Origin of the sequence: Melghiribacillus thermohalophilus (genome assembly GCF_004342905.1) — a bacterium.
Lineage (GTDB): Bacteria > Bacillota > Bacilli > Bacillales > Alkalibacillaceae > Melghiribacillus > Melghiribacillus thermohalophilus.
Genome location: NZ_SMAN01000006.1, coordinates 47,227 through 72,847 on the forward strand (window position 1 = coordinate 47,227; position 25,621 = coordinate 72,847).

Here is a 25,621-nt window from a genome sequence, read left to right on the forward strand (position 1 = left end):
GCAAAGCATTTATTCAGCTTTGCCTTTTTTGATCTAAATCCTCTAGTTCAGGCTAATATAGCGGTCAAGGATTGTCTTCGGTTCTTGAAATTACCATATAAAATATCTTATATCTTTCCTTCCTCCTGCTCAAACTATGCTTACACAGGAGGTGATATGACATGGCAGAACGTAACACGAATCAATTGCTAGTACCTGGTGTAGAACAGGCAATTGATCAAATGAAGTACGAAATTGCACAGGAATTTGGCGTTCAGCTTGGTGCTGAAACAACTTCAAGAGCGAATGGTTCTGTTGGTGGTGAAATCACTAAACGTCTTGTGTCTATGGCACAGCAGCAAATGAGTGGTCAGCCACAACAGCAGCCTAGACAGTAACAATAAAATACGTGATGGCTTCTCAGGAGGAATCTTTGTGATTCCTCCTTTTAATTACATAGTTGCCTAATATAAGGAAAAATTTTCAGGAGGAAAATGTCATGTACCTTTGTCCGCTTTGTAATGGGATGAAAACAATTGAAAAAACTTGTCCTTCATGTCAGGGGCAAATGTCTGATCAGGGAAGGGTCATTGATTTTTTTGATGATTACAGTCCGTACATGGAAGATGAAGGTATGAAATGGTTGGATGGTGTGGCCGATTCAGCCAGGCGTCATTTATGCATACACTTGTTTCACTGCCCGCAGTGTGACTATGACATCCAGATTGCGATTCAGGAGCGGAAAGGAAAATGGTAAAAAAGATTGATGACTGTTCAGTCCTTTGACTTTTTAATGATTCCATTCTGATAGGCATAAATGGCTGCGTTGGTCCGGTCTTCCACCTCAAGCTTGCTTAATATATTGCTTACATGAACCTTTACCGTCTTTAATGATATAAATAATTCATCCGCAATTTCCTGATTTGTTTTTCCCTTTGCAATCAGGAGAAGAACTTCTTTTTCCCTTGTGGTTAACTGTTCATGGGGTTTTGCTCCCTGTCTCATTTTGTTCATCATTTTTGATGCTACGCGGGGTTCTAGAACTGATTGACCATCATATGTTGACCGGATCGCTTTTGCAATGTCCTTTGCCCTTGATGTCTTTAAAAGATAACTTACCGCACCGGCTTCCAGTGCCGGATAGACTTTGTCATCATCCAGGAAACTGGTGACTATAATGATTTTGGCAGCGGGCCATTTTTTCAGAATTTGTCTCGTTGCCTCTATTCCGTCCATATCTTTCATGACAAGATCCATCAGAATAATGTCCGGCTTCAGAGACAGGGCTTTCTCCACACCGGTTTCGCCATCATCAGCTTCACCGACTATGGTTATATCTTTTTGACTGGATAAGTAGGCGGCAACTCCAATACGAACCATTTCGTGATCATCAACAAGCAACACTCTAATCATGAACTTCAAACTCCTTCGTCTAGAATTGGAACTTTCACTTCAATACTTGTTCCTCTGTTTGGAAAACTGATGATTTTAAGATGACCGCCAATTTCGTCAACCCGTTCTTTTATACTTTTTAACCCATAAGAACCGAATCTTTCTTCATTCATTTGAAACCCTACACCATCATCAATGATTTTTAAAAAAACAAGTCCATCTTTTTTCAGAAGATATACTTCAAGACTGGAAGCCCTTGCATGTCTGAGTGTATTTGATATCGATTCCTGAATAATTCGAAATAAGTGATGTTCCACCCCTTTTTTTAATGAAATATCATCAATCTTCCAAAAAATATTTAAAGGCTGTTTTGCTGAGAGTTCTGCCAGAAGATTTTCGACTCCTTCAACCAGCTTCATTCCTTTTAGCTGGACAGGACGCAGCTGGAGCAATAGACCACGCATTTCTGATTGGGCCTGAACAACCATTTCTTCGATCAATTGTAGCTGTCTGGCCTGTTCCGCTGAATAGGTTTTGTTTTCATTTACGGCTGAAAGCATCATCGAAGCCGCAAAAAGCTGCTGGCTGACAGAATCATGAAGCTCCCGTGCCAGGCGGTTTCGTTCCTTTATCAGGGTTGCCTTCTGAATTTTTTCTTCCTGTTCCCGACTAAGATTAGTCATTTGCTGGGCCTTTTCTGCCTGTCGCTTGATTGTTTTACGAAGTTGCTTTAACTGAATGTTCATTCGCTGCAGCTCTTGAAAGGTTATGATGGTCTGTTCGTTATCATCTGCAGGAAGACCACTGACCATTTTTTTGATGGTAAAATGGATTTTTTCGAGCTGCTGGACAAGCGTAATACCCATAAATGCTCCAGTTATTACGGCAAGGAGCAGGGAGACGATCATTAAAAAGATACCTGATGGGATGGAAAGAATTTTTTGCTGATAAAGAATGCGCCATGAAAACTCGTCGAACAAAAATGATACGGTGATCAGCATGAAACTGATCAGTGTCAGGGTAAATACGATCATTATAATCATAAAATAACGCTTTATGCTCATACGTTTCTCACCTCTAAATTTCCGATAATGGCAGAGGTAAGAATTTTTACTTTTCTTCCGGCATTATCGTAATGAGGTGTCTGATATAGGATGCTTTCATTCAAACAGGATTTTTCTTCACCCAGAATATGAACATTTCCTGCCACCACTGAATGGTGAATGGAAAATTGCGCTTCAAATGGGAGATATATCTTTATATTCCCTGCTATTCCTCTGAGCATGATAATCGTTTCACCCGGTGGAATAATGGTAAGACTCAGGTCTATTGTGGTATCTCCAAACCCATATTGAATATTTATATCTTCCATATCAAATATTTCCTGGTCATAGGTCTGATTTCCGAATATTCGGTTCTGGAACCTGGCGGTCTGAACGTTTGTCTGCTTTGCTTCATCGGCCGTTTCAACGGTGCCCTGACTGTCTCCAGCGTTTTCTTTATCTCTGCTTGAATAATTGACGAAGAAAGCGATCACTAATATAAATGCAAAAATGCGAAGGGTAAAAGAGTGAAGGAGAGTGGCAAAGGACATAAACACCCCTATGATGAACAGGATTGTCCCTGTCGTTCCCCCTCTCTTTTTTAAGCCATAATAAAGGAAAAACCCCGCCATCAAAGCCATGACAATTAAATCGGTATTCAAAAGAATTTCAAAGGCAAGGCTTATTCCTAAAATGACGACAATGATCTGAGCATGTTCTGTTAACCATTTAATCATGTTGTACCTCCTAAAACAGGAAGACAGGCAATCCAGAACATCTCCCCACAAGGAATAGGGAGATGTTCCGGATTTTTTACATGTTTCTGTCAAACATGTTGTACCGTAAAATTTTGAAACTGCAACAACCTTAACGGTTGTGAAATTTTTTTGAAACCAGGAACCCCTAAAACCTTCCAACTTTCAAACGATCGAGAAGGATTCAGTGGTCTCTGGGATAAGAGTTGCTTCTTACATGTCCCGCCCGAGGATCCCGTTACCAGTCAGGCACTGCTGCCGCATGAAGTCCCTGGGCAGTGTACGGAGGAGGATGGTTCCCCGGGCTGTTTTTTCTTATTTTACCACTATTTCTTTTCATTTGTTGTATGTTTTTACTGTTTGATGTTTGCTTTCAGTTGTTCAATACGCTGATCCAGTGTGTTTCGGTCATAGGCATTGGAAATGTGTGCGTCTAGATTTTCAATATACTGTTCCATATCTTTAAAACGGAGGTCAGTGTCTCCACCGTAGGAATCATCCAGAATCCTGGATATTTTATTTTTAATTCTGACAGCATTTTCTTTCCCCATCAATTCCAGTCGGCGGGTGTGTATGTCTTTTAATTTTAATTTCATGTCATGGTATTTCTCTTCTAATTCTTGAAGCTGTTTCATTGTGTTTTCATAAGCTGTTTTTAAGTGGGCAACCCGTTCTTCATATTGGCGCTGTTCTTTTTCTGCAAGTTCGTGGAGCGTAAATTCTTCTGCCTGTCTGGCGATGTCACTCTGTTCTTTTCGTTTTTTGGCCATATGCTCGGCATGTTTCCAGTCCCGGTAAAATTCATTTTTTAACATCCGGTGCCGGTCTACCAGTTTGGCAATTTTTTTTGCCTCATTCTCGCAATTCCGGATGTATTGATTGAGATGGGCAATTGGATTTTCCTTTTCCTTTTGGTCAAGTATTTCATGAAAATCGGCTAAAATGGTATCTTTTACTCTTTGCAACAAAGAACTCATATGAAAAACCCCTTTCGAATTGATTTATAAGTTATTCCATTCTTTTTCAAAATTGACAAATGCATCATCGGCCTCTTTCTTTTCCTTTTTCCAGCTTGTATAGATTCGGTAAAGAATGTAAATGGCGGCTATTCCGGCCAGGGCAGGGATGTTTGAAGCCGCAATCGCAAGACCGATGAATCCTAAAATGGCCCAGAAAATTTTCATCCCGAAGGAACTTGTTTTAATAAATTCCCTGGTGGCGTAATAAATCAATACCAGGCTTAAAGCCAGACCAATCATGGGACCAATTGATGCCAGGGTGACCAGAATCAGGACAATGACGACAAGAAGTGTAAGTAGATTTTTCATTTTCTTGACCTCCTTTCTGACTCCATCATAGTTGTTCCTGGGGGTAAAGGTAATGAACCGGAGATATATTTTTATATAAGACTCAGGTCGTATTTTGAGGAAATGGGGGAATCGAATTCTTTTCCTTTATACGTATAAGATCTGGCGATACAGGCGAAAGGGGAATTTCGCTCATTGGAGGAGGAGAGGCACCCGGTATAATGGAGGGGATGTATATGTAGGAGAACATTATGAAACGGGACACCATCATCATACCCCTAAACTTTAAAAAAACCTGTTTGAGGCAATGGGGGAGATGACCTCAAACAGGTTCACAGGGGAGGATTTATTGAATTCTTTCTTCGGTGTCTTTGTCGAAGAAATGGCATTTATTCATATCAAAGGCTAATTCTATCGTCTGGCCGCCTTGAACATCTGATCGGGAGTCTACACGGGCTATGAATTCCTGTCCTTCCAGGGTGGAGTACAGGAATGATTCAGATCCCATCAGCTCAGCAACTTCGATTTTAGCGGTGATCTTTGATCCTTCACTGGACTCCAGAAAAACAGGTTCATCATGAATGTCTTCCGGGCGAATGCCAAGAATGACTTCTTTGTTGACATAGCCATTTTCCCGCAATGTTTTCATTTTTCCTTCTGGAATGTTGATTTTGATCTGCCCGATCTCAATATGTCCATCACGCAATACACCATTCAGGAAGTTCATAGCCGGAGATCCAATAAATCCGCCTACAAACACATTATTCGGTTTGTCATACACCTCTTTTGGCGCACCAACTTGCTGGATGATCCCATCTTTCATAACCACAAGACGGGTAGCCATGGTCATGGCTTCAGTCTGATCGTGGGTGACATAGATGGTTGTGGTTTTCAGACGCTGGTGAAGCTTCTGGATCTCAGCACGCATTTGTACACGGAGTTTGGCATCCAGGTTAGATAACGGTTCATCCATCAAAAATACTTTGGCATCCCGTACAATGGCACGGCCCAGTGCGACACGCTGGCGCTGACCTCCGGAAAGGGCCTTTGGCTTGCGGTCCAGGTATCCTTCAAGACCTAATATTTTAGCTGCTTCTTTTACCCGTCTGTCAATTTCTGCCTTGTCAAACTTACGAAGTTTTAGGCCAAATGCCATGTTGTCATAGACATTCATATGGGGGTAGAGAGCGTAATTCTGGAAAACCATCGCAATATCCCTGTCTTTTGGAGGAACATCATTCATGCGTTGATCGTCAATGTATAAATCCCCTTTTGTGATTTCCTCAAGGCCTGCTATCATCCTTAATGTCGTGGATTTTCCGCAACCGGAAGGACCGACAAATACAATAAACTCTTTATCTTTAATATGCAGGTTAAAATCTTTTACAGCAGTCACATCTTTATCATACACTTTATAAATATTCTCAAGACGCAATTCAGCCATCAATTTTTCCTCCTATGTAAGCGTTTTATTCTTGTTATAAGTGTAACGGACGGATAAAATGAGGTAAATGGAATAAATGCACAAAGTTTTTATTGTTCTTTGTGCATAAAATACACGTGCTAATCTTTGCAATACTCTTGAAGCAGCAAGACTAAATAAGTGACCAGGGCACCGTGAAAACGTTTAATATCAATTCCGGTTTTGTCAATAAACTTTTCAATGCGATATTGCAGGCTGTTCCGGTGCATATACAGTTTTTTCGAAGCAAGGGTCGCATTGGAGCTGGATGCTAAAAAGACCTTAACGGTGTGCAAAAGTTCGGGGTCGTCTTTAATATGGTCAAATAGAGAAGCTACCATTTGACGGCAATCCTCTTTGGTCAGGGAATCGAGAAATAGATAGAGAAACCCATCGACGTAATGAATGACAGCTTCCTGCGAAGAACGAAATGCTTTTTCTGCTACCCGTCCTGCCCATTTAAAATATTCAGGAGCATGCTGAATTTCGTAAAAAAACTCACTGACATAAAAGCGGACATCTGTATATGTATCACTCATAAAGGTGTTGATCACATCTGATACACGAGCGATTTCCTGGGAATCCTCTGTCACTTCTTCAATGATGACTCCTTCATGATCCGACATCCATAATACAGGCATTGGTTGGGGAAATAACGCAAGAACTGCTTCATTGAAAAAATGATGCTCCATATTTTTTTTGATTTGAAAAAATATAAAACGATATCGTAATATATGGTCAAAAGGGGGCAGCTGGCCATAATGAATAAAATCATGCCAGTCTCTCTCTCGATCAGATAAGAAGGGCCGCTGAATCTCATAACGGGTTAAAAGTGCATCCAGCAGTCTTTCTTCGTTTGCCGACAGCTCTTCTTTCGGTATACCAAAAATGACACCATCGTTGGTTCTGTACCAGGCGAATTGTTCGTAATCCACCTGTTCTTTTGAAGAAAGGATTTTTAAGTCCGGATACATATGTTTAAGTTCTTGTACAACCATTATCCAGGTCACCCCCAATGTTTATTGATATGTACTATTATAACAAGATATGACAAAAAATAGCATCCTGCGACTTTTTTTAAGACATTAGTTGGAGTATAATATACTTATGGGGGTACTGTCATTCTGGAAAGGTTTTTATATAATCAGGAAGGGGTGAAAATGATGGAATTTGAAATGAATCAATACACACCGGAAATCAAAAATCGCCTGAAGCGGATTGAAGGACAAATTCGGGGCGTTTTAAAAATGATGGAAGAAGAAAAGGGATGCAAAGATGTGATCACACAATTGTCCGCTGTTCGATCAGCTATCGATCGTTCTATCGGATATATCGTTGCCAAGAATTTGGAAACCTGTATCCGAAATGAGGATAAAGCAGGGGATTCTGCAGAAGAGTTAATTCAAGAAGCGGTTCAGATGATTATAAAAAGCAGATAGAATTGTGTTTATCACCTTTGCTCAATGAAGGCAAGGGTGTTTTTGTCTGGCTGAAACAGAAGCGACAAACACGGCTTTCAGATTAAGCGTCCAGCCCCGGGCACTATGGAATAGCGTGAGGGTAAGTGTCCCCATATCTACGGATATCGGCTGGACGCTATGTTTTTTTGTGATGTTCAACCGTACGGCATGCTGACTGAAACAGAAATCGTGATGGGGAAAACCTTTGTTTTCGCCTAAATGATGCCAGTTAATCCGTTATGTCTATGTCAACTGGTGCACGGGGACTGGGTCTTTTAAGAACAACGACAGCTTTCCGATAATTTGGAAGCATGTTTACTTTTCTTTTCTTGTTTCTTCTCCAGATGGAAACGGCTCATCTTGATCTGGCAGGTCGCGGGCTTCTTCGATCTGCACACGGTTGTTTGATGGCTTAACGGTTCCTCCCGCAAGCCCTTCACTGATCATACGCTCCACATCAATTTCAGCCTGATCTCTGGAATCCTTCATCTCTTCATGTCCTTTTTTGTCGCTCATCGTTAACCTCCTTTTTTGCATGATATATCTTTAGGTTATCACTCTTTGATCTGAACCATTCAAAAGGGGTTGCGCCATATTACGCCAGGGAAATGATGTAAAATTGGAGATATTTGTTCAACAGTAAGATTGTTGTATACTAAATACGACTTATCGAACATAAAATCATGCAGTCAAACGAAATGATAATACAGGGAAAACATATGGAACAAGGAAGGTAGAGGTCGATGGAGAAAATAGGGTTAATGTTTTTCATGATGATCATAGGAGCGATTATTGGAGGATTAACCAATTCACTGGCGATTAAAATGCTGTTTCGCCCGCATCGCGTCATCTATATCGGGCGTTTTCGCCTGCCATTCACACCAGGGCTTATTCCAAAAAGGCAAAAAGAACTTGCACGCCAATTAGGAAGGACAGTGGTCAATCATCTGCTTACGCCGGAAGGAGTAAAAAGAAAAATTCAAAATCATCCATTTCGGAAACAGCTGGAATCCTGGACAGTCCGGGAGATGAACAGAATACTTCAGTCCAGTGTGACTTTACAGGATGTTTTCCATCGATTTCAAGTGGGCCTTGATGAAGAAAAATTGAAGAACAAAAGTCTGATTTATCTCGAAAGAAAATGGCAAAACATTTTTCGCGTGATTCAGGAACAAAAACTGGGTGATGTACTTCCGACAGAAATAAGTAATAAAGTTGAAAACATGATACCGCAGATCAGCCATCATCTATTGCACCAACTGGATGTTTATCTGAAAAGTTATGAAGGTAGAGAAGCCATTGGTGCAGTTGCTGAAGAGTTTTTAGCAAGTCAGGGTTTTTTAGGGAATATGGTATCTTCTTTTCTCGGGAAGGAGGGGCTTTCCGAGAAAATTCAGCCGGCTATTTCCGGTTATTTGCGGTCTGAAAAAGCCCAAAACCTGGTCTGCCGTCTTCTCAAAACGGAATGGGATAAACTGTTAAACCGAAAAGTGAAAGACACTGCAGAATGGATTGATATCACCGATGCATCCCGACGGATTATGAAAGGAATAGTGAACGAGATTCCGTACAAAACATGGCTGCATACTCCAATCCGCCAAGTGGTCAAACCTTATCAGGGAATTCTGGAAAATCAGGTGATTCCGGATATGATTTCTATGTTTGTTGCATATATAACGAATAAGATGGATCAGATTATGAAAAACCTTCATATCCATGATATTGTTCAGAATGAAGTGGAACATTTTGATATGGCTCGTCTGGAACAAATGGTTCTGGATATCTCCCGAAGAGAGTTTAAAATGATTACCTATTTAGGTGCCCTAATCGGCGGAATTATTGGTTTCGTTCAGGGGATGGTGGTCATCCTGATCAGCTGATTGCCTATACAAGTGAATGAATGTTTGATAAAGTGGGAAGGGAATAGGATAAATGTACAGGAGGTTTTCTTTGTGGCAAATGTTTACGATTACGCCCATGATTTGGAAAAAGGGTTAAGGGAAAGTGATGAATATCAGGGACTGAAACAGGCTTATCATGCAGTCATGAATGATGAATCAGCTAGACGCATGTTTGATGATTTCCGTGAAACCCAGCTGGATTTACAACAAAAACAGATGCAGGGGCAACAAATTACAGAGGAAGAAGTAGAAAAAGCCCAAAAAATGGTGGAGCTCGTTCAGCAGCACCCGGCAATTTCCAAATTAATGGAGCAGGAACAGCGGGTGAACACGTTAATCAATGATATTAGTCAGATTATTACGAAGCCGTTAGAAGAATTGTACAGAGAATGATGATTGGCCCCTGATTGAGCAAGCAAGTGTTAATAATTTGAAACAGCATACCCATGATAAAAAAACTGCCATCACGGTAGTTTTTTTATTTTAGAGGCAGGAGTTCAAAATTTTGTCGAGAAATGTATTCAATAATGCAGAAAACCTGCTGCGCCTCTTTAGGCCCGGGGGCTTCTGGGCAACTCCGGAAGATTACCAGGGGGGACAATTTGATCCGAGGGGTCTGAGCACCGGAGTTTCGTTATGTTTCAGCAGGTTAGATTAAGAATGGTCTTGATCAATTGATGGGGGAGAGGAATATGGGACATATTGAAGTAAACAAGGAAAAGGGTTTCATTCATGTTTTGCTCAATTACCCTAACTGCACTAATTCACTGACTGATGACATGATTGATGAACTGGTAGAACGCGTCGAAGAACTTGAAAAGGAAAATCAAAACATCATCATTCTTTCCGGGTCAGGAAAAGGATTTTGTTCCGGAGGCACATTATCCATTTTAAAGGGGGAAAGGGACAGCAAACGTAACTTATTTGATCAGCTTGAAAAAGTGATCAAACAACTTTACCTAATGCCGAAATTCATCGTTTCGGCCATTCATGGTTCGTGTTTCGGCATTGGTTTAAGTTTAGCTCTGGCAACGGATTACGTCATCGCCCATAAAGATGCACAGTTTTCGATGAACTTTTATCGAAAAAATCATGTTCCGATCGGCGGAGGTAAGTTCTGGCTGAAAAGAAGACTGGGGGAACAGCTGTCACGTCAATGGATTTGGAAGGAAAGGGAGATATCGGGGGATGAAGCATTTCGGGTAAGTCTGATTGATGATGTAACGAGCCGCCCTGTCATTGACGAGGTCTATGATCATATCCGGTTGAACAAATGGGGCTCTATTGAAGCGATGATTGCAGCCAAAAAGCTTTATCATCCGTATACGGCCCGTGAACTGGAAAAAGAACTGAGAAAGGAACGGGAATGGGATTTGAAAATGGAAGCCTAGATGATCAAAAAAGGTGCCCGCTGACTTCGGGCACCTTTTTGCCGTTAAACCATTTATAAGCCTGTTCGTAAAGCCCCTGGTTGACTGCTAATGATAAGTGTGTAATGGCCCAAACGCGGGCAACGAAGAAGCCTACAATCTAAAAGAAAGAAAAAACAGTCTATAACTGCGAGCTGCCATTTTATCGATGAAATAGAACCATGTGTCCCTCTGGAGCTGCACATCTATGGGTATGTTCTTCGAAACCTTTTTCTTTTAATTTTTCCATGCCCCTTTGTTTGGCTTCGTTGTCGTCACGGGCCTGAAATGTTTCATCAAGCAGCTTGCTTCCGTCTTTTTCAAATACAGTCAAATAATACGTTTTCATTTTTATCCCTCCCGAATTGAACCACTATTCACTTTTCTATCTTTTATTATAAAATAATCTTTTAGATTTTAATATGATTTTGAAACATTTATGAAAACGAAAACGTATAGGATGTTAAAAGTAACTCAAAGGAGTGCGAGATATGACTTTAGTTCTTGATCATATAACGAAACGTTTCGGGACATTTACAGCAGTGGATCAATTATCCCTTGAGATTCCCGAAAAAGACATTTTTGGATTTTTAGGAGCAAATGGTGCAGGAAAGACCACAACATTTCGCATGATTCTGGGACTCCTCAGACCGACAGAAGGAAAGATTACCTGGAATGGAAATGCACCGGGATACGATCATAGCCATCTCATCGGCTATTTGCCCGAGGAAAGAGGATTATATCCGAAACTGACAGTCAAAGACCAGTTGATTTATCTCGGTCAGTTACGGGGAATGAAAAAGAATGAAGTTCTCAGTCAACTTGATCAATGGCTGGAACGGTTCAAAATTCCCGAATATATAGACAAAAAAGTAGAAGAATTATCAAAGGGAAATCAGCAAAAAATCCAATTTATTTCTGCTGTTATTCATAAGCCGAAACTGTTGATTCTTGATGAACCCTTTTCTGGGCTTGATCCGGTCAATGTAGAGATGCTGAAAAATGCTGTACTTGAAATGAAGGAACGGGGCACGACAATTGTATTCTCCTCTCACCGAATGGAACATGTAGAGGAATTATGTGAGCATTTATGCATTCTTCAACAGGGGAAGCCGGTTGTGCATGGGTCATTAAAACAGATCAAAAGGGATTTTGGAAAGAAAAATGTGATTGTTCACGCTGATTTTGATGTTGCATTTTTGCAGGACATACCTGGTGTCACCCGTTTTCGCAAAGTGCCTGAGGGCTGCGAACTTCAGGTGGAAAACGAAGGTGTTTCCCAGACGATTTTCAAGGAGATAAGTGGAAAAGGATTTGTCCGTACTTTTGATCTGGAAGAACCATCGCTAAACGACATCTTTATCGAGAAAGTTGGTGCATCCTATGAATAAGTTTTTTATCATTTTAAAACATACTTATTTCAGCCAGTTAAAAAGCAAGTCATTTATCATTATGACCGTGATCAGCTTGATATTTATTGTAGGGCTGGCGAATATTCAAAATATCGTTGAACTGTTCACCGGTGATGACAGGACAGAACAGCTCGCTGTTATTGATGAAACTGGAGAGATTGCTGCACCTCTTATAAATACGATGGAGTCTCTGGACGAGGATCTGGAATTGAAACTGTTTGAAGGAAGTCTTGATGAAGGAAAAGAGCTTGTGCAATCCGGTGATTATCTGGCCCTCATCACCATTGAGACGGATGAGGAAATGCTGCCGAAAGCCTCTTATTATGCTCTGGATTTATCGAACAACCGCATTACCAACCAGCTTGAACAGGCATTAAGCCAGATTAAAACAGGGATCATTACCGAGCAGGAAGGACTGGATCAGGAAGTTATCAATAAAATGTTTACCCCTGTGCCGATTGAAAGAATTGCGCTGAAAGAAAATGCAAAAACGGAAGAAGAATTAAATCAGGCACGGGGACTTGTCTATTTTATGATTTTTCTGATCTATTTTGCTGTAATCATGTATGGCAGTATGATAGCCAATCAGGTAGCCATTGAAAAATCGTCACGGGTTATGGAAATCATTGTATCAAGCGTGTCACCGATTACCCAGATGTTTGCTAAAATAACCGGTGTTGCTCTTCTCGGGCTGACCCAGTTTGGATTAATTATCATTACAGGCTATCTGTCTTTAAAGATGAATCAATCGGAGATGGTGGGAGGATTTTTTGAATATTTTGGTTTTGGTGATATTCCTGTTGCAACCATTATATACGGCGTTGTCTTTTTTATACTTGGATACTTATTGTATGCCATGCTGGCGGCGATGCTCGGGTCCCTGGTTACCCGTATAGAGGATGCACAGCAAGTAATCACACCGATGATTATGTTAATCGTCGCTGCTTTCATGATTGCCGTATTCGGATTGAATGAACCCGATTCCTCATTCGTTGTGGCAACTTCATTTATTCCATTTTTTACCCCGATTATTATGTTTGTCAGGGTTGGGATGCTTGATATTCCGCTGTGGGAAGTTGCGCTGTCTATCGGGTTGCTCATGGCCACCATTTTCTTTTTCGCCTGGATTGGGGCAAGAGTATACAAAGGCGGCGTCTTGATGTATGGACGCTCTACTTCTTTAAAAGATTTGAAAAAAGCGTTACAGATGTCCAAAAAGGATGTTTAAATCCCCTTTCACCTGACCAGCTGCAGAGTAGATCTGCAGCTTTTTGTTTTTTTCAATGTTTTAATCGGAAAACTGAGAGATGTGATAACTAATGACAGGATGGGACGAGCCGAAATCCAGGAATCAGTTGTATATCAAGTAAAATGTTATGAAACGGATGGAACTATAAAAAAGGACCATCAGGATTCAAGTTTTCCCAAATATGTAGCTTCCCCGGTGAAAACAGATTTTCTGAAGGAACGTACCTTCTTCCATTACACAGGGAAACGGTCGAAAGCTGGGACAAAAGGAAAAATTTGTCCCATTCTCACTTTATTTGATAAGGTAACGTAATACGAACGTGCATTCGTGTTTCGGTTCTGGTAAAATAAGATTATATCTCCTGATTACGGAAAGGGGTTCTCGCATGCGGAATTCTCTTCGATTTATCCATACGGCTGATTTGCATCTGGACAGCCCTTTTAAAGGACTCTCCAGCCTACCGGAAACGATTTTTCAGGATGTCAAGAATAGCACCTTTCAGGCTTTCAGCAAAATCATCGACGCTGCTATTAGACATCAGGTAGATTTCATGCTAATTGCGGGGGATCTGTTTGATGCAGAATCCAGGAGTTTAAAAGCTCAAATGAAGCTTAAAAAGGAAATGGAACGGTTACATAAGCATAACATTCAGGCATTCATTGTCCACGGCAACCACGATCCAGTTCAAGGAGACTATTTTACTGTGGAATGGCCGGACAACGTCCATGTCTTTCCCGATGAAACGGTTCGAAAAATTCCATTCATCAAAGATGGAAAACATCATCTCGCAGACATATATGGATTCAGTTATGAAAACAGGACTATTCATGATTCGAAGGTTGCGGAGTATAGGATTAATCAGACGAAAGATATTTTTCATATTGGCATCCTTCATGGAAGTCTGTCATCAAACGAAGATCACGATGTATACGCGCCGTTCCGCCTTTCGGATTTTGATGATAAAAAAATGGACTACTGGGCTCTGGGGCATATCCATAAACGGGAAGTACTCAGACAGGACCCGCCGGTAGTTTATCCAGGGAATATACAGGGGCGACATATGAAAGAGACGGGTGAAAAAGGGGGTTACCTCGTCGAATTAACCGACAGGAAGGCTGATTTATCCTTCATACCCGTTCAATCAATCCGTTTTGAAATCGTTCATTTAGATGCTAAAGGATGTGAATCTGTCGATGGACTCGAGCAGATGATCGAACGGGAGAAGGAACGCTGGAGACAATCCTACGGGAAATGTATTATTCGACTTCATGCAAGACTAGATGCAGAAAAAATCGGGGTCTTAACTGAAAAAGACGTCGATGAATTGCTGGAATTTGTCAATGAAGGAGAGGAAGATGAACGAAACTGGATCTGGCTGGAACGGATCGAGCCAGATGTAAAGGTATCCTGGAACAGAGAAGAATTAAAACAGGGAAAACATTTTACCGGTGAATTAATCAGACAAATGGATCAGGTGGAAGATCCAGCCGTATTCCTTGAAGAATTGACTGAGCATCGAGCCATAAAAAAATTTATGGACCCATTTACGGATGAAGAATTACAGGATATTCTCAAAGATGCGGAACAATTGCTTCTTGAAGATTTGTTGAAAGAATGAGGGATTATCATGAAAATCGAGAAAATACATATTTATGGCTTTGGGAAATGGAATGATGAATGGTTTGAGGTTCCATCGAGTCTTCAAATAATTACTGGACCGAATGAATCAGGGAAGACGTCCATCAAACAGTTTATTCTTTATGTTTTATTTGATCTTCCGGCCGCTAAAAAAAAGATTTATGCCCCGAAACATGGAAAAATCCTGGGTGGCCGCCTGTTTATCCGGACGGGTCAGGGAAAAACAGTCATCGTGGAACGGACAGCAGAGCAGAAAGAGGTCCGTTGTTTTCTGGATAATGGAACGATTGAAGGCGAATCCTATTTAAATCTGCTGTTAAAGGGAATGGATCGTCAGACCTATGAAGATATTTTTGCTTTTGGTGACCGGGATCTCGCAAAAATACGTGAAATAAAAGGAGAGGATCTGGGCAAAGTTTTATTCGGTATAGGACTGACCGGTTCAGAACGAATTTTTATGCTGGAGCGGTCACTGGAAAAGAAATGCGGCGAGTGGTTCAAAAAGAGGGGCAAGAACCCGATTATTAATGAACACCTTCGCAGGATGAAAGAAATGCAAAACCGGATTAATCAATACGAACAGCAGGAGCAGGACTATCAAGAAATCATCCAGAACATCTCCGAACTGGTGAAACGGGCAAATGAAATGCAGCGGAAAAAGGATGAATTGGAGCATGAACAGCTAACCTTAAATGCATACAGGCAAGTTAAGGAAGCGATACAGCAATATAAACTTTTATCAGCTGAATTAACTAATTATCAGGATGTCAGCAACTTCCCCCACAACGGTCTGAGCAGACTGAGTGACCTTAAGAATCAATCCTTTCCCCTCATCAGTGAATTAAGAGGTCTTTTACAAAATATCAAAGAGACTGAACAAGAAATCCATGATTATAAGAGAAAGAAATTATCTGATGACATATTCAAACAGCTTTCCGATATCGAACAAATGGTATCAGATTATGAGCAACTGAAAAGGGAATGGGAGACAAAAAAGAAGGAATGGGAATCCGGTCGCAAAAGCCTCGAGAAAGAACTTGAATTAACAGGTTTACCCCTTACCATCGAAGAAATCCATTCTTTGAATCTGTCTGTATATACCAAACATCAATGGAAAGACATCTGCCGGGCCCGGGAACAGCTTTTCCAGGAATCTGAACAGATTGATCAGGATATAGAACAATTAGAAAGAGAGAAAACCAATATAGAAGAGTCTCTGGCATCTCTTAGACAAAATATGATCCCTTCCTGGGAATTGAATGAAATCGAAAAAAAATTAGAGATGCACCGGGCCGAAGAAGTAAAAAAACAATTGATGAACGAACAGGAACAACAAATTAAACATGTACAATTGTTGCAGGATAAACTAAATAAGAGCCGGAAAATTGCGATTACCATTTCACCGGGATTTTTGCTGCTTTCTGTTTTCCTGTTTTTTTCATTAGAGTCCCAGACAGGAGTTTTTATGACAAGTTCTCTCTTTTTCATTAGCTTGCTCGTTTCCTTTGTACTCGGATTGATTGTCAAACAATTAGGAAATCAGGGCAAAACAGTTATCCCGAAACATTCGGAGAAGGATGTCCTCAGTGAAACCGAGCTGACAGTGCTGAAGGAAAAAAGAAAACAACATCAACATATAACCGTGAAAATCGAACAGCATGAGGCCAGATTGATGAACCTGACGGCTGAACTAAACCAGTTAGAGGGGAAACAACACACGTTAAATCGGCGTAGGTATCGCTTCAAACAGCAAATAAAAGAAGAAATGGGAAAGTACCCATTTTTAAAGGGAATCGATGTCAGCCACTGGCCTTCGGTTTATCAGGAGCTGGAAAAAATCCAGCGGTACACAGGAAATCTGGATGAAAAAAAAGCTGAGATCATCCGTCTGGAAGAAGAACTGAATCAGATACAAACAAAAATTTCACAATTGGGAAGTCAACTGAACCTGGTAACCACTGATTCGGAGACATGCCTGAAACAGCTATTAACATTATATCGGAATGAATTGAACTTGAGAGAAAGCATATACAGAGAAGAGCAGCGTTTGAATACCATGACAAAAAAGGCAGAAGAAATCAAACAAAAACTGAAGCCATATGAACAGGAAGTGCAGCAATTGCTTCATATGGCCGGGGTAGAAGACGAACAAGATTTTCAGCGAATGGGCAGGAAATATGATGAAAAACAAAAGCTGAAAGAAAAACAGGATTACTGGTACCGCCAGATTCAAGCTGTTTTTGAGGGACAGGCTCCAGAGATGATAAAGGCAACGATTGATTGGGATGAACTGGAATACAGGCGTCAAAACATTCAGGACGAACACGACAGATTAGCGAAAGAGATCCAGGAGATTTCACAGGAAATCGCGGATTTTCGCGCCAGAAAAAAACAGTTAGAGGAAAGTGAAACCTTATCGGAAAAGCGCCATGAACTTTCGCTGCTAAAAAACGAATTAAAAAAATATGCCCGCCAGTGGGCGGTGCTGAAAACGGCATCATCCTTAATAGACAGAACAAAACGGGTTTATCAGAAAGAATATTTGCCTGAAGTAATAGAGCGTACATCCCTGTTTTTTGAACAGTTAACCAGGGGAAATTATATAAGAGTCCATCAGCCCGAACCAGCTGGAACCATTGAGGTAGAAGACCGAAATCATGTCCGTTTTCATGTAATGGAGCTGTCTGAAGGTACAGCGGCTCAACTGTATGTCTCCCTTCGCCTGGCACTCAGTGTGGTTTTGAATGAAGATTTTAACTTGCCTTTTCTCATTGATGATGCCTTTGTCCATTTTGACCGGTACAGAGAAGAAGAGATGTATGCGATTCTAAATAAGCTTACATCCAGGCAGCAACTTTTATATTTTACCTGCCATGATCCAAAACTGACATCATTCGAGGAAAAAAGCATTATAAATCTGGAAAAACAAACATTTTCCTTATAAATAACCTCGCACAAATGCTGGAATAGTGATACAATAACATTCAGAAATTGTACGTGTTTTTCACATGGAGGGTTTCCAGTGGCAAATCAACAGAAGAATCAGGATTGGAATAAATATGAAGAAACGATCGAAAAATTTATCCAGGTCATTGCGAAAAATATGAGTCTATATGGGATTACGGCTTCAGTTGGCCGATTGTATGGGGTCTTATATTTTTCTGATGAACCGATGACCCTGGATGATATGCGTGATGCACTGGAAATGAGCAAAACGAGCATGTCTACAGGAGTAAGGGCTTTATCTGAGATGAAGATGGTGGAGCCTGCCTATAAAAAAGGAGTCCGCAAAGATTTATACAAATCTGAAGAAGACTGGTATAAATCCTTCACTTCTTTATTTGGAAACCGCTGGAGACACCATACAGAAACCAATATCGAAGAAGCGGATGAGGCCATAGAGGAACTGGGAAAACTTGCCCGGATTACCGATGATGAAAACCTGAAGGAGAAAATACAAAAAGATATCGATCGGCTGGAATATGCCAAAAACTATTACCAGTGGTTAATGAAATTTATACGCGTGGTAGAATCGGGAAAAATTTTTGATTATATTCCCCGGGGAGATCACGACAAACAAGAATAAAATCACCCCCTCTCACCTGATGAATGAACAACCCTTGCTGAATGATTTACTGGCAAGGGTTTCATTTTCCCGTTTGAAAAGTATTCGCATTGGTTTTCTTAATCATCAAAAATGCTAGAGTTCGCATAGCCTGAAAAGGGGAGGAGAATTCGTTGTCAAAAGGTATAGCAAATGTCACTGTCGGACAGCCCTTTGATGACTTTCTGCTGATTAAATCAGTTACCAGAGGGATAGCCAGCAATGGAAAACCATTTTTGACTCTCATCTTAAAAGATCACAGCGGTGAAATAGAAGCAAAATTATGGGAAATTACAAAAGAAGATGAAGAAGAATTTGTTCAGGAAACAATTGTGAAAGTGTCTGGTGAAGTGAGACAGTTTCGGGGGAAAAACCAGCTGAAAATTCATCAGATCCGCCCGGCCCATGCTGCGGATGGGGTGAAAATTGAAGATTTCCTGGAAAAGTCCCCTGTTCCTGTGGAAGAGCTGAAAGAACATATCACAGAAGCTATCTTTCAGATGAAAAACCCCAATCTTCAGCGAATAGTAAGGTATCTGGTAAAAAAATATGAGAAAGATCTGTTTATTTATCCGGCAGCTACGAAAAATCATCATGAGTATGTATCTGGACTGGCTCATCACATCGTAACGATGCTGGAGCTTGCAAAAAAAATCCAATCAATATACCAGAACTTAAATCTCGATCTGTTAATTGCCGGGATCATTCTACATGACCTCGGAAAGTTGAAAGAGTTATCAGGAGCGGCCACCCCGAACTATACGGTTGAAGGAAAATTACTTGGACATATATCCATAATCTCAGAGGAGATCGGCAAAGCTGCTGAGGAATTAGGTATTGAAGGAGAAGAAGTAATGGTGTTGAAGCATCTGGTGCTGAGCCATCATGGAAAACATGAATGGGGGAGTCCCAAAACTCCGCAGATTCGGGAAGCAGAAATATTGCATCTCATCGATTTAATGGATGCAAAAATGAATATGATGAATCGTGCGCTTGCCCAGACCAGGCCGGGCGACTTCACCGAACGCATTTTTGCACTGGATAACCGCAGTTTTTACAAACCGTCTTATCAAGATTATGAATCTTCTTAGTGCGAATCTCTGAATGAAACCCCCCTTGCTGAATGATCTGCAGCAGGGGGGTTCATTCTCTGGCACCTTTAAAACATATCTTTAAATTCTTCAATTTTAATCTCAATGTTTGCTTCTTTCATCATTTCATCCATATTTTCCTGTGCGGCCTGGGGGTCGACCTGTTCCCTGGCGAGCAGTACCCGGATTTGTTCCTTTTCTTCTTCATATGTGCCCACATCTTCAGCTTCACGTTCATCCGTCACCTTAATGACATGCCAGCCATAATCAGATTGAACAGGTTCACTGATTTCACCAATTTCCAGTTGATAGGCGGCGTCTTCAAATGGTTTTGTCATATCCCCGGGGCCAAAAAATCCAAGATCCCCTCCTTTAGAGGCTGATCCATCCTGGGAATATTCTTCTGCGAGAGCTGCAAAATCTTCGCCGTTGTTTAATTTTTCAATGACTTCAAGAGCAGTTTCTTCATCCTCGACCAGAATATGGCTTGCCTGGATTTCTCGTTTCATACGTTCATAATATTGTTGCATATCTTCCTCTGGAATTTCAATATCTTCAATGGCTGCCCGCTCCTGTAATTTATTGAAGTAGATGGCATTTCGGAAATCCTCTTCATCTTTAAAGCCACTCTGGGAAAGTGCGACTTCAAATTGTTCGCCATATTGTTCTTTAATCTGTTCGACTTCCTGATCAATTTCCTCATCAGGAATGTCATATTTGTCTTCCAGTACTTTTTTTACAATCATTTCCCGGAGCAAGTCTTCACCAACCCGTTTTTTCATTTCTTCATAAAACTCTTCCTTTGTAATAGCCCCGGCTTCTGTTTCTGCCACAATTTCCCCATCCTTCGTACTGTCACTGTTATCATTACAGGCAGAAAGTACCGCTGCACCCATCACAACAGTCACTGCTAAGATGAATTTTTTCATATCTTTTATCACTCCTAATTGGTTTTTACGTTTTAAGGAAAGGACTTCTCTAATATAACATAAAACAATGGTTCCTGACATTTCTGCTTTCAACACCATTCATTATGGTCTACCCAATATGGAACATGACGAAAAAATAAATCGATTTCCTTTCTGGAACATATAAAGAAGTAACAGGTGTCCTGCTCTTGATTAGGAACATGACACCCGGATTATGTGTACAACACTTCGAGATATGAGGAAATCAAAAGGATAGTGATCGATACATTGATAGTCCGGAACACTTTGATTTGTCTTTCATTGGACATCTCTGCTTTCGTGCAAAAACGGTAAGTCATGGCATTAAATATGAATAAAATGAATAGGGCAAATGGGACAAAAAGTACTGCCACAACAGAAACCTCCTTATGTACCTGTACCATTTACTGTACCAAAAAAACTGAAAATTGAACAGTATCATTTGTATTCAAAAAATAGGGAAATAGCACCCAATTGAGAGGGTGCTAGTCTTTGATTAGTATATCATAACCGTCCCTGGCATTTTCAATTATACATTTTTTGGGCGCCTGCAAAAATTGTTTGATATAAATAAAATCTGAAAAGGATAAGCCGATATTCACTGCTGCAAAAATGAGCAGATACGGGTAATAAGCCGGAAAAACAACGGCCAGAATCAGGCACGGAACAGTAATGAATATCGTAGGTGCAAGCCAGATTATAATCGATGTCTTTTTAGATAGCGACGTCAACATCTGATAAGAAAAAAAAGGAATCAGCCAGTATTTTCGTTCCCATTTGATTTTTATCCGTTTATTTAAAAGTCCAAGCGAAGCGATATGTGCAATTTTATGCAGGAATGGCAGTGTTAGCATAATTAATGCAATAAGCCATATGCCAGGATCTTTAATCGCTGCTTCGAGATGAAGAATCGAATATGGCAGAAATAAAAAAATAAATGCAAGCATACCAGAAATCAAAGATAACAAATATACTCTTCCCTGCCCAACATCCCTTTGAATGTTCACAGTTTTCCAGCAGTTCATCCGGAGCTCCCCCTTTTGTGTTGTCAGACTTAAGTGCTCGTCGAATTGTCAAACGTTCGGTTCCTCTTTTTCCGACCAGCTGCCGGCACCCATCCTTCTGGCTGCTTTGGAACACCTTATGAACAGGCAGTAGCCGCAGGTCCAGAGCAGGGTAAACGAGTGCAACGAGCTTTTCTTCATATTTATCTTTTTTAGCAGAAATATAGTACAATCTATTGATATAGAGAAGAAGTTTTTCCAGCAAATCTGTCCGATAGTCTTTGTAGCAATAACAGGTTTTTATATAAAACTACTCTGGAATGATACGCTGTTTTAAAAAATAAATCAATAGGTATTTGTAAAATTTATTTTATTTTAAAGAGGGTTGCGGGATGGAGAAGAAATGTAAATCCTTTGAAACGGTAAAATTTCAAATGGAATTACTAATGAATGTAATGGACTGGGGTCATTATCCCTTTACCAGACTTATTATTCAAAGGGGGCTATCGCCTTCTGAATACAGGGAGCTTATTGACATGGTACGGGACCTAAATGAAAAATACCGCTCGCAAAAAAAAGAAGGGATGCTGGACTTTACGTCACTGCTTGTACAGTTTGCGGGGATGCTTCATGAAAAATTAGACCCCAACGAAACCATTCAGGCGATGAAAACAGAACAAGTTTTCCCGGAATTAATGGGGGAATTTCTGGCTATTTTAGAAAGGGAAGAAAATTAGTCCTCATAAGCCTGTTCAATCCCTTCTATGGAGCGATGAAATATTTCCATATATTCATCTCCGTATATTTCCCTGACGACCGCTCGCAAGTCTAAAAATTCTGGAAATTTTCCATACAAATTTAAAAGAGGAATGGAACCGTTTACAATTCGGTTATTATCAAGATTAAAGGATTTCATGGTTTCCAGGAGCAGTTCCTTGCCTGATTCGGTCAATTCCACATACGTATTCCGTTTGTCCGTTTCTTTTTTAGAAAATGTCAGGAGTCCGCGTTCTTCAAGTTTTTTTGAAAAGTTAAATGCTGTAGAAACATGCATCATACCAAATTTGGAAATTTCAGAAATGCTTGATCCTTTGAGATGATAGGCAATCCATAAAATGCTATGTTCGTTAATGTTAAGGTCAAAGGGCTTAATCCAGTTCTGCCAGTCTTTTTCGATGGCCTTCCACAAAGCTTTACTGAGCTGGGCCATTTTATGGCTGTAGAGAATCGCTTCTTTCATAGAAAATTCTTCACTGCTTTTCTTCACATAGATCGACTCCTCATCAATAACTCTTTTTTATTATTATGCCAGTAAACTATTCAGGAATAAAGCTTTTATGAAACTTTTATGGGGACAAAGTGTGATTTGTTGCAGGAATAAAACGGAAATCATAGGATTCCTGATGTTCCTCGGTCATTCGTTTTAAAATTATCCGGTAAAATTGCTCCAGTTGACGATCTTTAATATATAATTGAACCTTTCCGTTTTCAGGCAATACAGGCTTCGAATTAATTGTCGCATGGTTGGTGTGGATTTCCAGGTAATAAGGTTGATTTGAATGGCGGGTTGAGTCCTGGATGTAAACAATCATTTCTTTATTGACCGGATTATACCAGGCATAACCATGATTGCTTCCTGTGTTTGTTTTGATCAAATCGTAAATTTCAGTTTCCTGATCAATCACAAAGGTACCCTGTTCGGTTCTGGCAGAATTAGAAGGCGTCTTCTGGAGATTCTGGTGTCCAATGGAATACCCGATTACGAAAAATAGCACGCTGACGACTGCCGCTGTTAAGCCTCGATGAATCCAGGTATAGGAACGGGTATGTTTTTTCAACAATGTAGAATGTATTTTTCTCCATAATTGATCTTTATGCGAGTCAGGCACAACAAGATCAGCATTCAACAGATCCTTCCAGTAATCAAATGCCTCTTTACAGGATTCACAGGACTGAAGATGAGCATAAACTTGATTGGCTTTTTGTTCGTTTAATTCTTTTTCAATGAAATCAATAATGGTTTCCTCTGAAAGATGTTTAGTCATATCGTCCCCTCCGCCTGTTAGAGGATTCACGAAAATAACTTTTCTTTAAGTTCTGCAATCCATACCGAATCAGAGATTTGACCGTCCCAAGGGGCCTGCCGAGCTTATCGGCAATCTCCTGATGCGTCATCGATTGAAAATAGTTATAAATGATGGCTTCCTGCTGCTTTTCGGGCAACTGTTTTAACAGGTTTTTCATCTTCATGCTTTCCATGCGGGTGACCGCTACATCCTCAACAGATTCAGGTGCAACATCATTGCTGTAAATCATATTCTGTTTGAGCAGTATTTTTTTGTTCCTGCGAATATAATCGATCGTCCTGGTTTTAGCTTTGACAGCTATCCACGCCTTTACACTTCCCTTTTCAGGGTTATAGGTATGGGCTTTTGTGAAAAATTCAATAAACAGGTCATGGCAGATATCCTGAGCCTCTTCTCGGTTCTTAAGAAGGGAATAGACGATTTTGTATGTAAATACCATATGCCTTTCATAAAAAAGGTGAAAATCCTCTATTGATCCTTTCTTCATCCCCTCAATCAGCTGCTCATCTGATTGATATGACATGCTTTTCACTCCTTTGGCTATGGAGTTGCAATCCTGCCGTAATTTTAACAATGCCCTATTTATTGATATACCAGCATGAAAGAGTTTTGACAAGTGCATATGCCTGATCTGTGTTAGAAAAAGATTTTTTTAAATCCAGCTTGCCCCTTCTTTCGTATTTAAAAGAAAAAGGTGAAATGAGGAGGAATCAACATGTATACTAAAAAACGTCTTCCTTATTTATTTTCTTTCCTATTATTGTTCATCATACTTTCGCCGCAGCCGATGAATGCGGCAGCGGGGATCTCCATTTTTACACCCCATACGGGAATTTCCTTGACCCCGGGAGAAACAATGAACTACAACGTAACCATCAACAATCAATCAACCGAAATCAAGAATCTTGAGATTCGTCTGGAAGACATGCCTGAAAACTGGTCGTATAGTGTGACAAAAGATGGATATGCCATTAATCGTTTAGCGGTTGAACCAGGTAGTTCAGAGAGTATAACCATCGATGTCGAAGTTCCACTGCAGGTAGAAAAGGGTTCATATACGTTTGACATCGTAACGGAAGACCAGGCAGGTGTTGTGACTTCCCTTCCAGTGACGATCGATGTGAATGAGCAGGGGGTGTTCAAAACAGAATTAACGACAGATCAGCCGAATATGGAAGGGGATGCTGATTCAACATTTCGCTATGACCTGGAGATCTATAATCGTACAGCGGAGGAACAGCACTACTCGCTCCGTGCAAATGCACCAAGGGGATGGAATGTAGAATTTGAAACAGACGGAAAAAAGGTCACGAGTATAACCGTTGATTCCAATCAAAGGGAACAAATGGCTGTTGAAATTACGCCTTCTGAGGAAGTTAAACAGGGAGAGTATGAAATCCCAATAATGGCTTCATCCGGAAGCACTGAAGCAGAAGTCAACCTTGAGGCAGTGGTGACCGGAACGTATGAAATGGAGTTGACCACGCCGGACGGCCGTTTAAGCAGTGATATAACCCCTGGCGGAGACAAAGTGATCGAACTTGAAGTAAAAAATACAGGAACAAGCAGTTTAACGGATATTTCATTGAGCAGCAATACCCCTCCCGAGTGGAATGTAGAATTTGAACCCGCCAATATCACTAGTCTTGAACCCGGGGAATCAGCAACTGTAAAAGCCAGGGTAACGGCCAGCGACAATGCTATTGCCGGAGACTATGTAGTAGAAATGTCAGCAGGATCTCCTGAAATATCTTCGGACGCCAGCTTTAGAATCAGTGTAAAAACTTCAATGCTCTGGGGATGGGTTGGAGTATTGATGATCGGTGTGGTCATAGCCGGGATGATCTTCCTCGTCCGCAAGTATGGGAGGAGATAACGGTG

The 25,621-nt window shown here is 40.7% G+C and carries 29 protein-coding genes; 14 read left to right on the plus strand and 15 right to left on the minus strand.

Features of this window, described 5'->3' with window-relative positions:
* Positions 1-161 precede the first annotated feature (161 nt).
* Positions 162-377 (plus strand): alpha/beta-type small acid-soluble spore protein, encoded by a 216-nt coding sequence (locus EDD68_RS06430; RefSeq protein ID WP_132371430.1) that lies wholly within the window; start codon positions 162-164, stop codon positions 375-377.
* A gap of 170 nt (positions 378-547) precedes the next feature.
* Positions 548-736, plus strand: coding sequence for a hypothetical protein (locus tag EDD68_RS06435; RefSeq protein ID WP_341540268.1), 189 nt, complete (start codon positions 548-550; stop codon positions 734-736).
* Between the two features lie 17 nt (positions 737-753).
* Here EDD68_RS06435 and EDD68_RS06440 read toward each other — a convergent pair whose 3' ends face one another.
* The 7 genes from EDD68_RS06440 to EDD68_RS06470 form a co-directional block, all read right to left on the minus strand.
* Positions 754-1,392 carry a response regulator gene (locus EDD68_RS06440; protein WP_132371432.1) on the minus strand — a complete coding sequence of 213 codons (639 nt, stop codon included), beginning with the start codon at positions 1,390-1,392 and terminating at the stop codon, positions 754-756.
* Between the two features lie 5 nt (positions 1,393-1,397).
* Entirely contained in the window at positions 1,398-2,435 is a 1,038-nt protein-coding gene (locus tag EDD68_RS06445) for a sensor histidine kinase (protein ID WP_243646774.1), read from the minus strand.
* Complete coding sequence (gene liaF, locus EDD68_RS06450) at positions 2,432-3,151, minus strand: cell wall-active antibiotics response protein LiaF (RefSeq protein WP_132371433.1); 720 nt, start codon at positions 3,149-3,151, stop codon at positions 2,432-2,434. The genes EDD68_RS06445 and liaF overlap by 4 nt, the downstream gene beginning before the upstream one ends.
* A gap of 371 nt (positions 3,152-3,522) precedes the next feature.
* Positions 3,523-4,146 carry a PspA/IM30 family protein gene (locus EDD68_RS06455; RefSeq protein ID WP_132371434.1) on the minus strand — a complete coding sequence of 208 codons (624 nt, stop codon included), beginning with the start codon at positions 4,144-4,146 and terminating at the stop codon, positions 3,523-3,525.
* A 24-nt stretch (positions 4,147-4,170) separates the two neighbouring features.
* Positions 4,171-4,497, minus strand: a complete 327-nt coding sequence (locus tag EDD68_RS06460; RefSeq protein ID WP_132371435.1) for a lmo0954 family membrane protein — start codon at positions 4,495-4,497, stop codon at positions 4,171-4,173.
* Between the two features lie 325 nt (positions 4,498-4,822).
* Positions 4,823-5,920, minus strand: a complete 1,098-nt coding sequence (locus EDD68_RS06465; protein WP_132371436.1) for an ABC transporter ATP-binding protein — start codon at positions 5,918-5,920, stop codon at positions 4,823-4,825.
* A 119-nt stretch (positions 5,921-6,039) separates the two neighbouring features.
* On the minus strand, positions 6,040-6,936 hold the full coding sequence (locus EDD68_RS06470; protein ID WP_132371437.1) for a PucR family transcriptional regulator: 897 nt from the start codon (positions 6,934-6,936) through the stop codon (positions 6,040-6,042).
* Positions 6,937-7,101: 165 nt separating this feature from the next.
* Here EDD68_RS06470 and EDD68_RS06475 point away from each other — a divergent pair, with 165 nt between their 5' ends.
* Positions 7,102-7,377, plus strand: a complete 276-nt coding sequence (locus tag EDD68_RS06475) for a metal-sensitive transcriptional regulator (protein ID WP_243646775.1) — start codon at positions 7,102-7,104, stop codon at positions 7,375-7,377.
* 336 nt (positions 7,378-7,713) lie between these two features.
* Here the strand turns inward: EDD68_RS06475 and EDD68_RS06480 are convergent, their stop codons facing one another.
* A complete protein-coding gene (locus EDD68_RS06480; protein ID WP_132371438.1) occupies positions 7,714-7,914 on the minus strand; it encodes a hypothetical protein in 201 nt (66 codons plus the stop codon).
* Positions 7,915-8,141: 227 nt separating this feature from the next.
* Between EDD68_RS06480 and EDD68_RS06485 the strand changes: the two genes are divergently transcribed.
* From EDD68_RS06485 to EDD68_RS06495, 3 genes are all read left to right on the plus strand, one after another.
* Positions 8,142-9,278 (plus strand): DUF445 domain-containing protein, encoded by a 1,137-nt coding sequence (locus EDD68_RS06485; protein WP_132371439.1) that lies wholly within the window; start codon positions 8,142-8,144, stop codon positions 9,276-9,278.
* 72 nt (positions 9,279-9,350) lie between these two features.
* Positions 9,351-9,692, plus strand: coding sequence for a YlbF/YmcA family competence regulator (locus tag EDD68_RS06490; RefSeq protein ID WP_132371440.1), 342 nt, complete (start codon positions 9,351-9,353; stop codon positions 9,690-9,692).
* A gap of 299 nt (positions 9,693-9,991) precedes the next feature.
* Entirely contained in the window at positions 9,992-10,690 is a 699-nt protein-coding gene (locus EDD68_RS06495) for an enoyl-CoA hydratase-related protein (RefSeq protein WP_165902083.1), read from the plus strand.
* Positions 10,691-10,871: 181 nt separating this feature from the next.
* On the opposite strand, the gene EDD68_RS06500 is transcribed toward EDD68_RS06495, so the two are convergent.
* Positions 10,872-11,057: a YhzD family protein gene (locus EDD68_RS06500; RefSeq protein ID WP_132371442.1), complete on the minus strand. Its 186-nt coding sequence runs from the start codon at positions 11,055-11,057 to the stop codon at positions 10,872-10,874.
* 142 nt (positions 11,058-11,199) lie between these two features.
* Between EDD68_RS06500 and EDD68_RS06505 the strand changes: the two genes are divergently transcribed.
* From EDD68_RS06505 to yhaM, 6 genes are all read left to right on the plus strand, one after another.
* A complete protein-coding gene (locus tag EDD68_RS06505; protein WP_132371443.1) occupies positions 11,200-12,099 on the plus strand; it encodes an ABC transporter ATP-binding protein in 900 nt (299 codons plus the stop codon).
* Entirely contained in the window at positions 12,092-13,348 is a 1,257-nt protein-coding gene (locus tag EDD68_RS06510; protein WP_132371444.1) for an ABC transporter permease, read from the plus strand. The genes EDD68_RS06505 and EDD68_RS06510 overlap by 8 nt, the downstream gene beginning before the upstream one ends.
* A gap of 406 nt (positions 13,349-13,754) precedes the next feature.
* Positions 13,755-14,987 carry a metallophosphoesterase family protein gene (locus EDD68_RS06515; RefSeq protein ID WP_132371445.1) on the plus strand — a complete coding sequence of 411 codons (1,233 nt, stop codon included), beginning with the start codon at positions 13,755-13,757 and terminating at the stop codon, positions 14,985-14,987.
* 9 nt (positions 14,988-14,996) lie between these two features.
* Positions 14,997-17,951, plus strand: a complete 2,955-nt coding sequence (locus EDD68_RS06520) for an ATP-binding protein (protein WP_132371446.1) — start codon at positions 14,997-14,999, stop codon at positions 17,949-17,951.
* Between the two features lie 78 nt (positions 17,952-18,029).
* A complete protein-coding gene (locus EDD68_RS06525) occupies positions 18,030-18,593 on the plus strand; it encodes a GbsR/MarR family transcriptional regulator (protein ID WP_132371447.1) in 564 nt (187 codons plus the stop codon).
* Between the two features lie 152 nt (positions 18,594-18,745).
* On the plus strand, positions 18,746-19,702 hold the full coding sequence (gene yhaM / locus EDD68_RS06530) for a 3'-5' exoribonuclease YhaM (RefSeq protein ID WP_132371448.1): 957 nt from the start codon (positions 18,746-18,748) through the stop codon (positions 19,700-19,702).
* 68 nt (positions 19,703-19,770) lie between these two features.
* Here yhaM and EDD68_RS06535 read toward each other — a convergent pair whose 3' ends face one another.
* The 3 genes from EDD68_RS06535 to EDD68_RS06545 all read right to left on the minus strand — a co-directional run bounded on the left by EDD68_RS06535 (position 19,771) and on the right by EDD68_RS06545 (position 21,656).
* On the minus strand, positions 19,771-20,631 hold the full coding sequence (locus tag EDD68_RS06535) for a peptidylprolyl isomerase (protein ID WP_132371449.1): 861 nt from the start codon (positions 20,629-20,631) through the stop codon (positions 19,771-19,773).
* A 212-nt stretch (positions 20,632-20,843) separates the two neighbouring features.
* Positions 20,844-21,023, minus strand: a complete 180-nt coding sequence (locus EDD68_RS06540) for a hypothetical protein (RefSeq protein ID WP_132371450.1) — start codon at positions 21,021-21,023, stop codon at positions 20,844-20,846.
* A gap of 111 nt (positions 21,024-21,134) precedes the next feature.
* Complete coding sequence (locus EDD68_RS06545) at positions 21,135-21,656, minus strand: DUF3267 domain-containing protein (protein ID WP_243646776.1); 522 nt, start codon at positions 21,654-21,656, stop codon at positions 21,135-21,137.
* A gap of 389 nt (positions 21,657-22,045) precedes the next feature.
* On the opposite strand from EDD68_RS06545, the gene EDD68_RS06550 reads away from it, so the two are divergent.
* Entirely contained in the window at positions 22,046-22,390 is a 345-nt protein-coding gene (locus tag EDD68_RS06550) for a DUF1878 family protein (RefSeq protein WP_132371452.1), read from the plus strand.
* On the opposite strand, the gene EDD68_RS06555 is transcribed toward EDD68_RS06550, so the two are convergent.
* The 3 genes from EDD68_RS06555 to EDD68_RS06565 form a co-directional block, all read right to left on the minus strand.
* Positions 22,387-22,920, minus strand: coding sequence for an HTH-type transcriptional regulator Hpr (locus tag EDD68_RS06555; protein WP_132371453.1), 534 nt, complete (start codon positions 22,918-22,920; stop codon positions 22,387-22,389). The two genes, EDD68_RS06550 and EDD68_RS06555, sit on opposite strands and share 4 nt — an antisense overlap.
* A 79-nt stretch (positions 22,921-22,999) precedes the next feature.
* A complete protein-coding gene (locus tag EDD68_RS06560) occupies positions 23,000-23,698 on the minus strand; it encodes an anti-sigma factor family protein (RefSeq protein WP_132371454.1) in 699 nt (232 codons plus the stop codon).
* Positions 23,691-24,263, minus strand: coding sequence for an RNA polymerase sigma factor (locus EDD68_RS06565; RefSeq protein WP_165902084.1), 573 nt, complete (start codon positions 24,261-24,263; stop codon positions 23,691-23,693). The genes EDD68_RS06560 and EDD68_RS06565 overlap by 8 nt, the downstream gene beginning before the upstream one ends.
* A 192-nt stretch (positions 24,264-24,455) precedes the next feature.
* Between EDD68_RS06565 and EDD68_RS06570 the strand changes: the two genes are divergently transcribed.
* Positions 24,456-25,616: an NEW3 domain-containing protein gene (locus tag EDD68_RS06570; protein WP_132371456.1), complete on the plus strand. Its 1,161-nt coding sequence runs from the start codon at positions 24,456-24,458 to the stop codon at positions 25,614-25,616.
* Positions 25,617-25,621 lie beyond the last annotated feature (5 nt).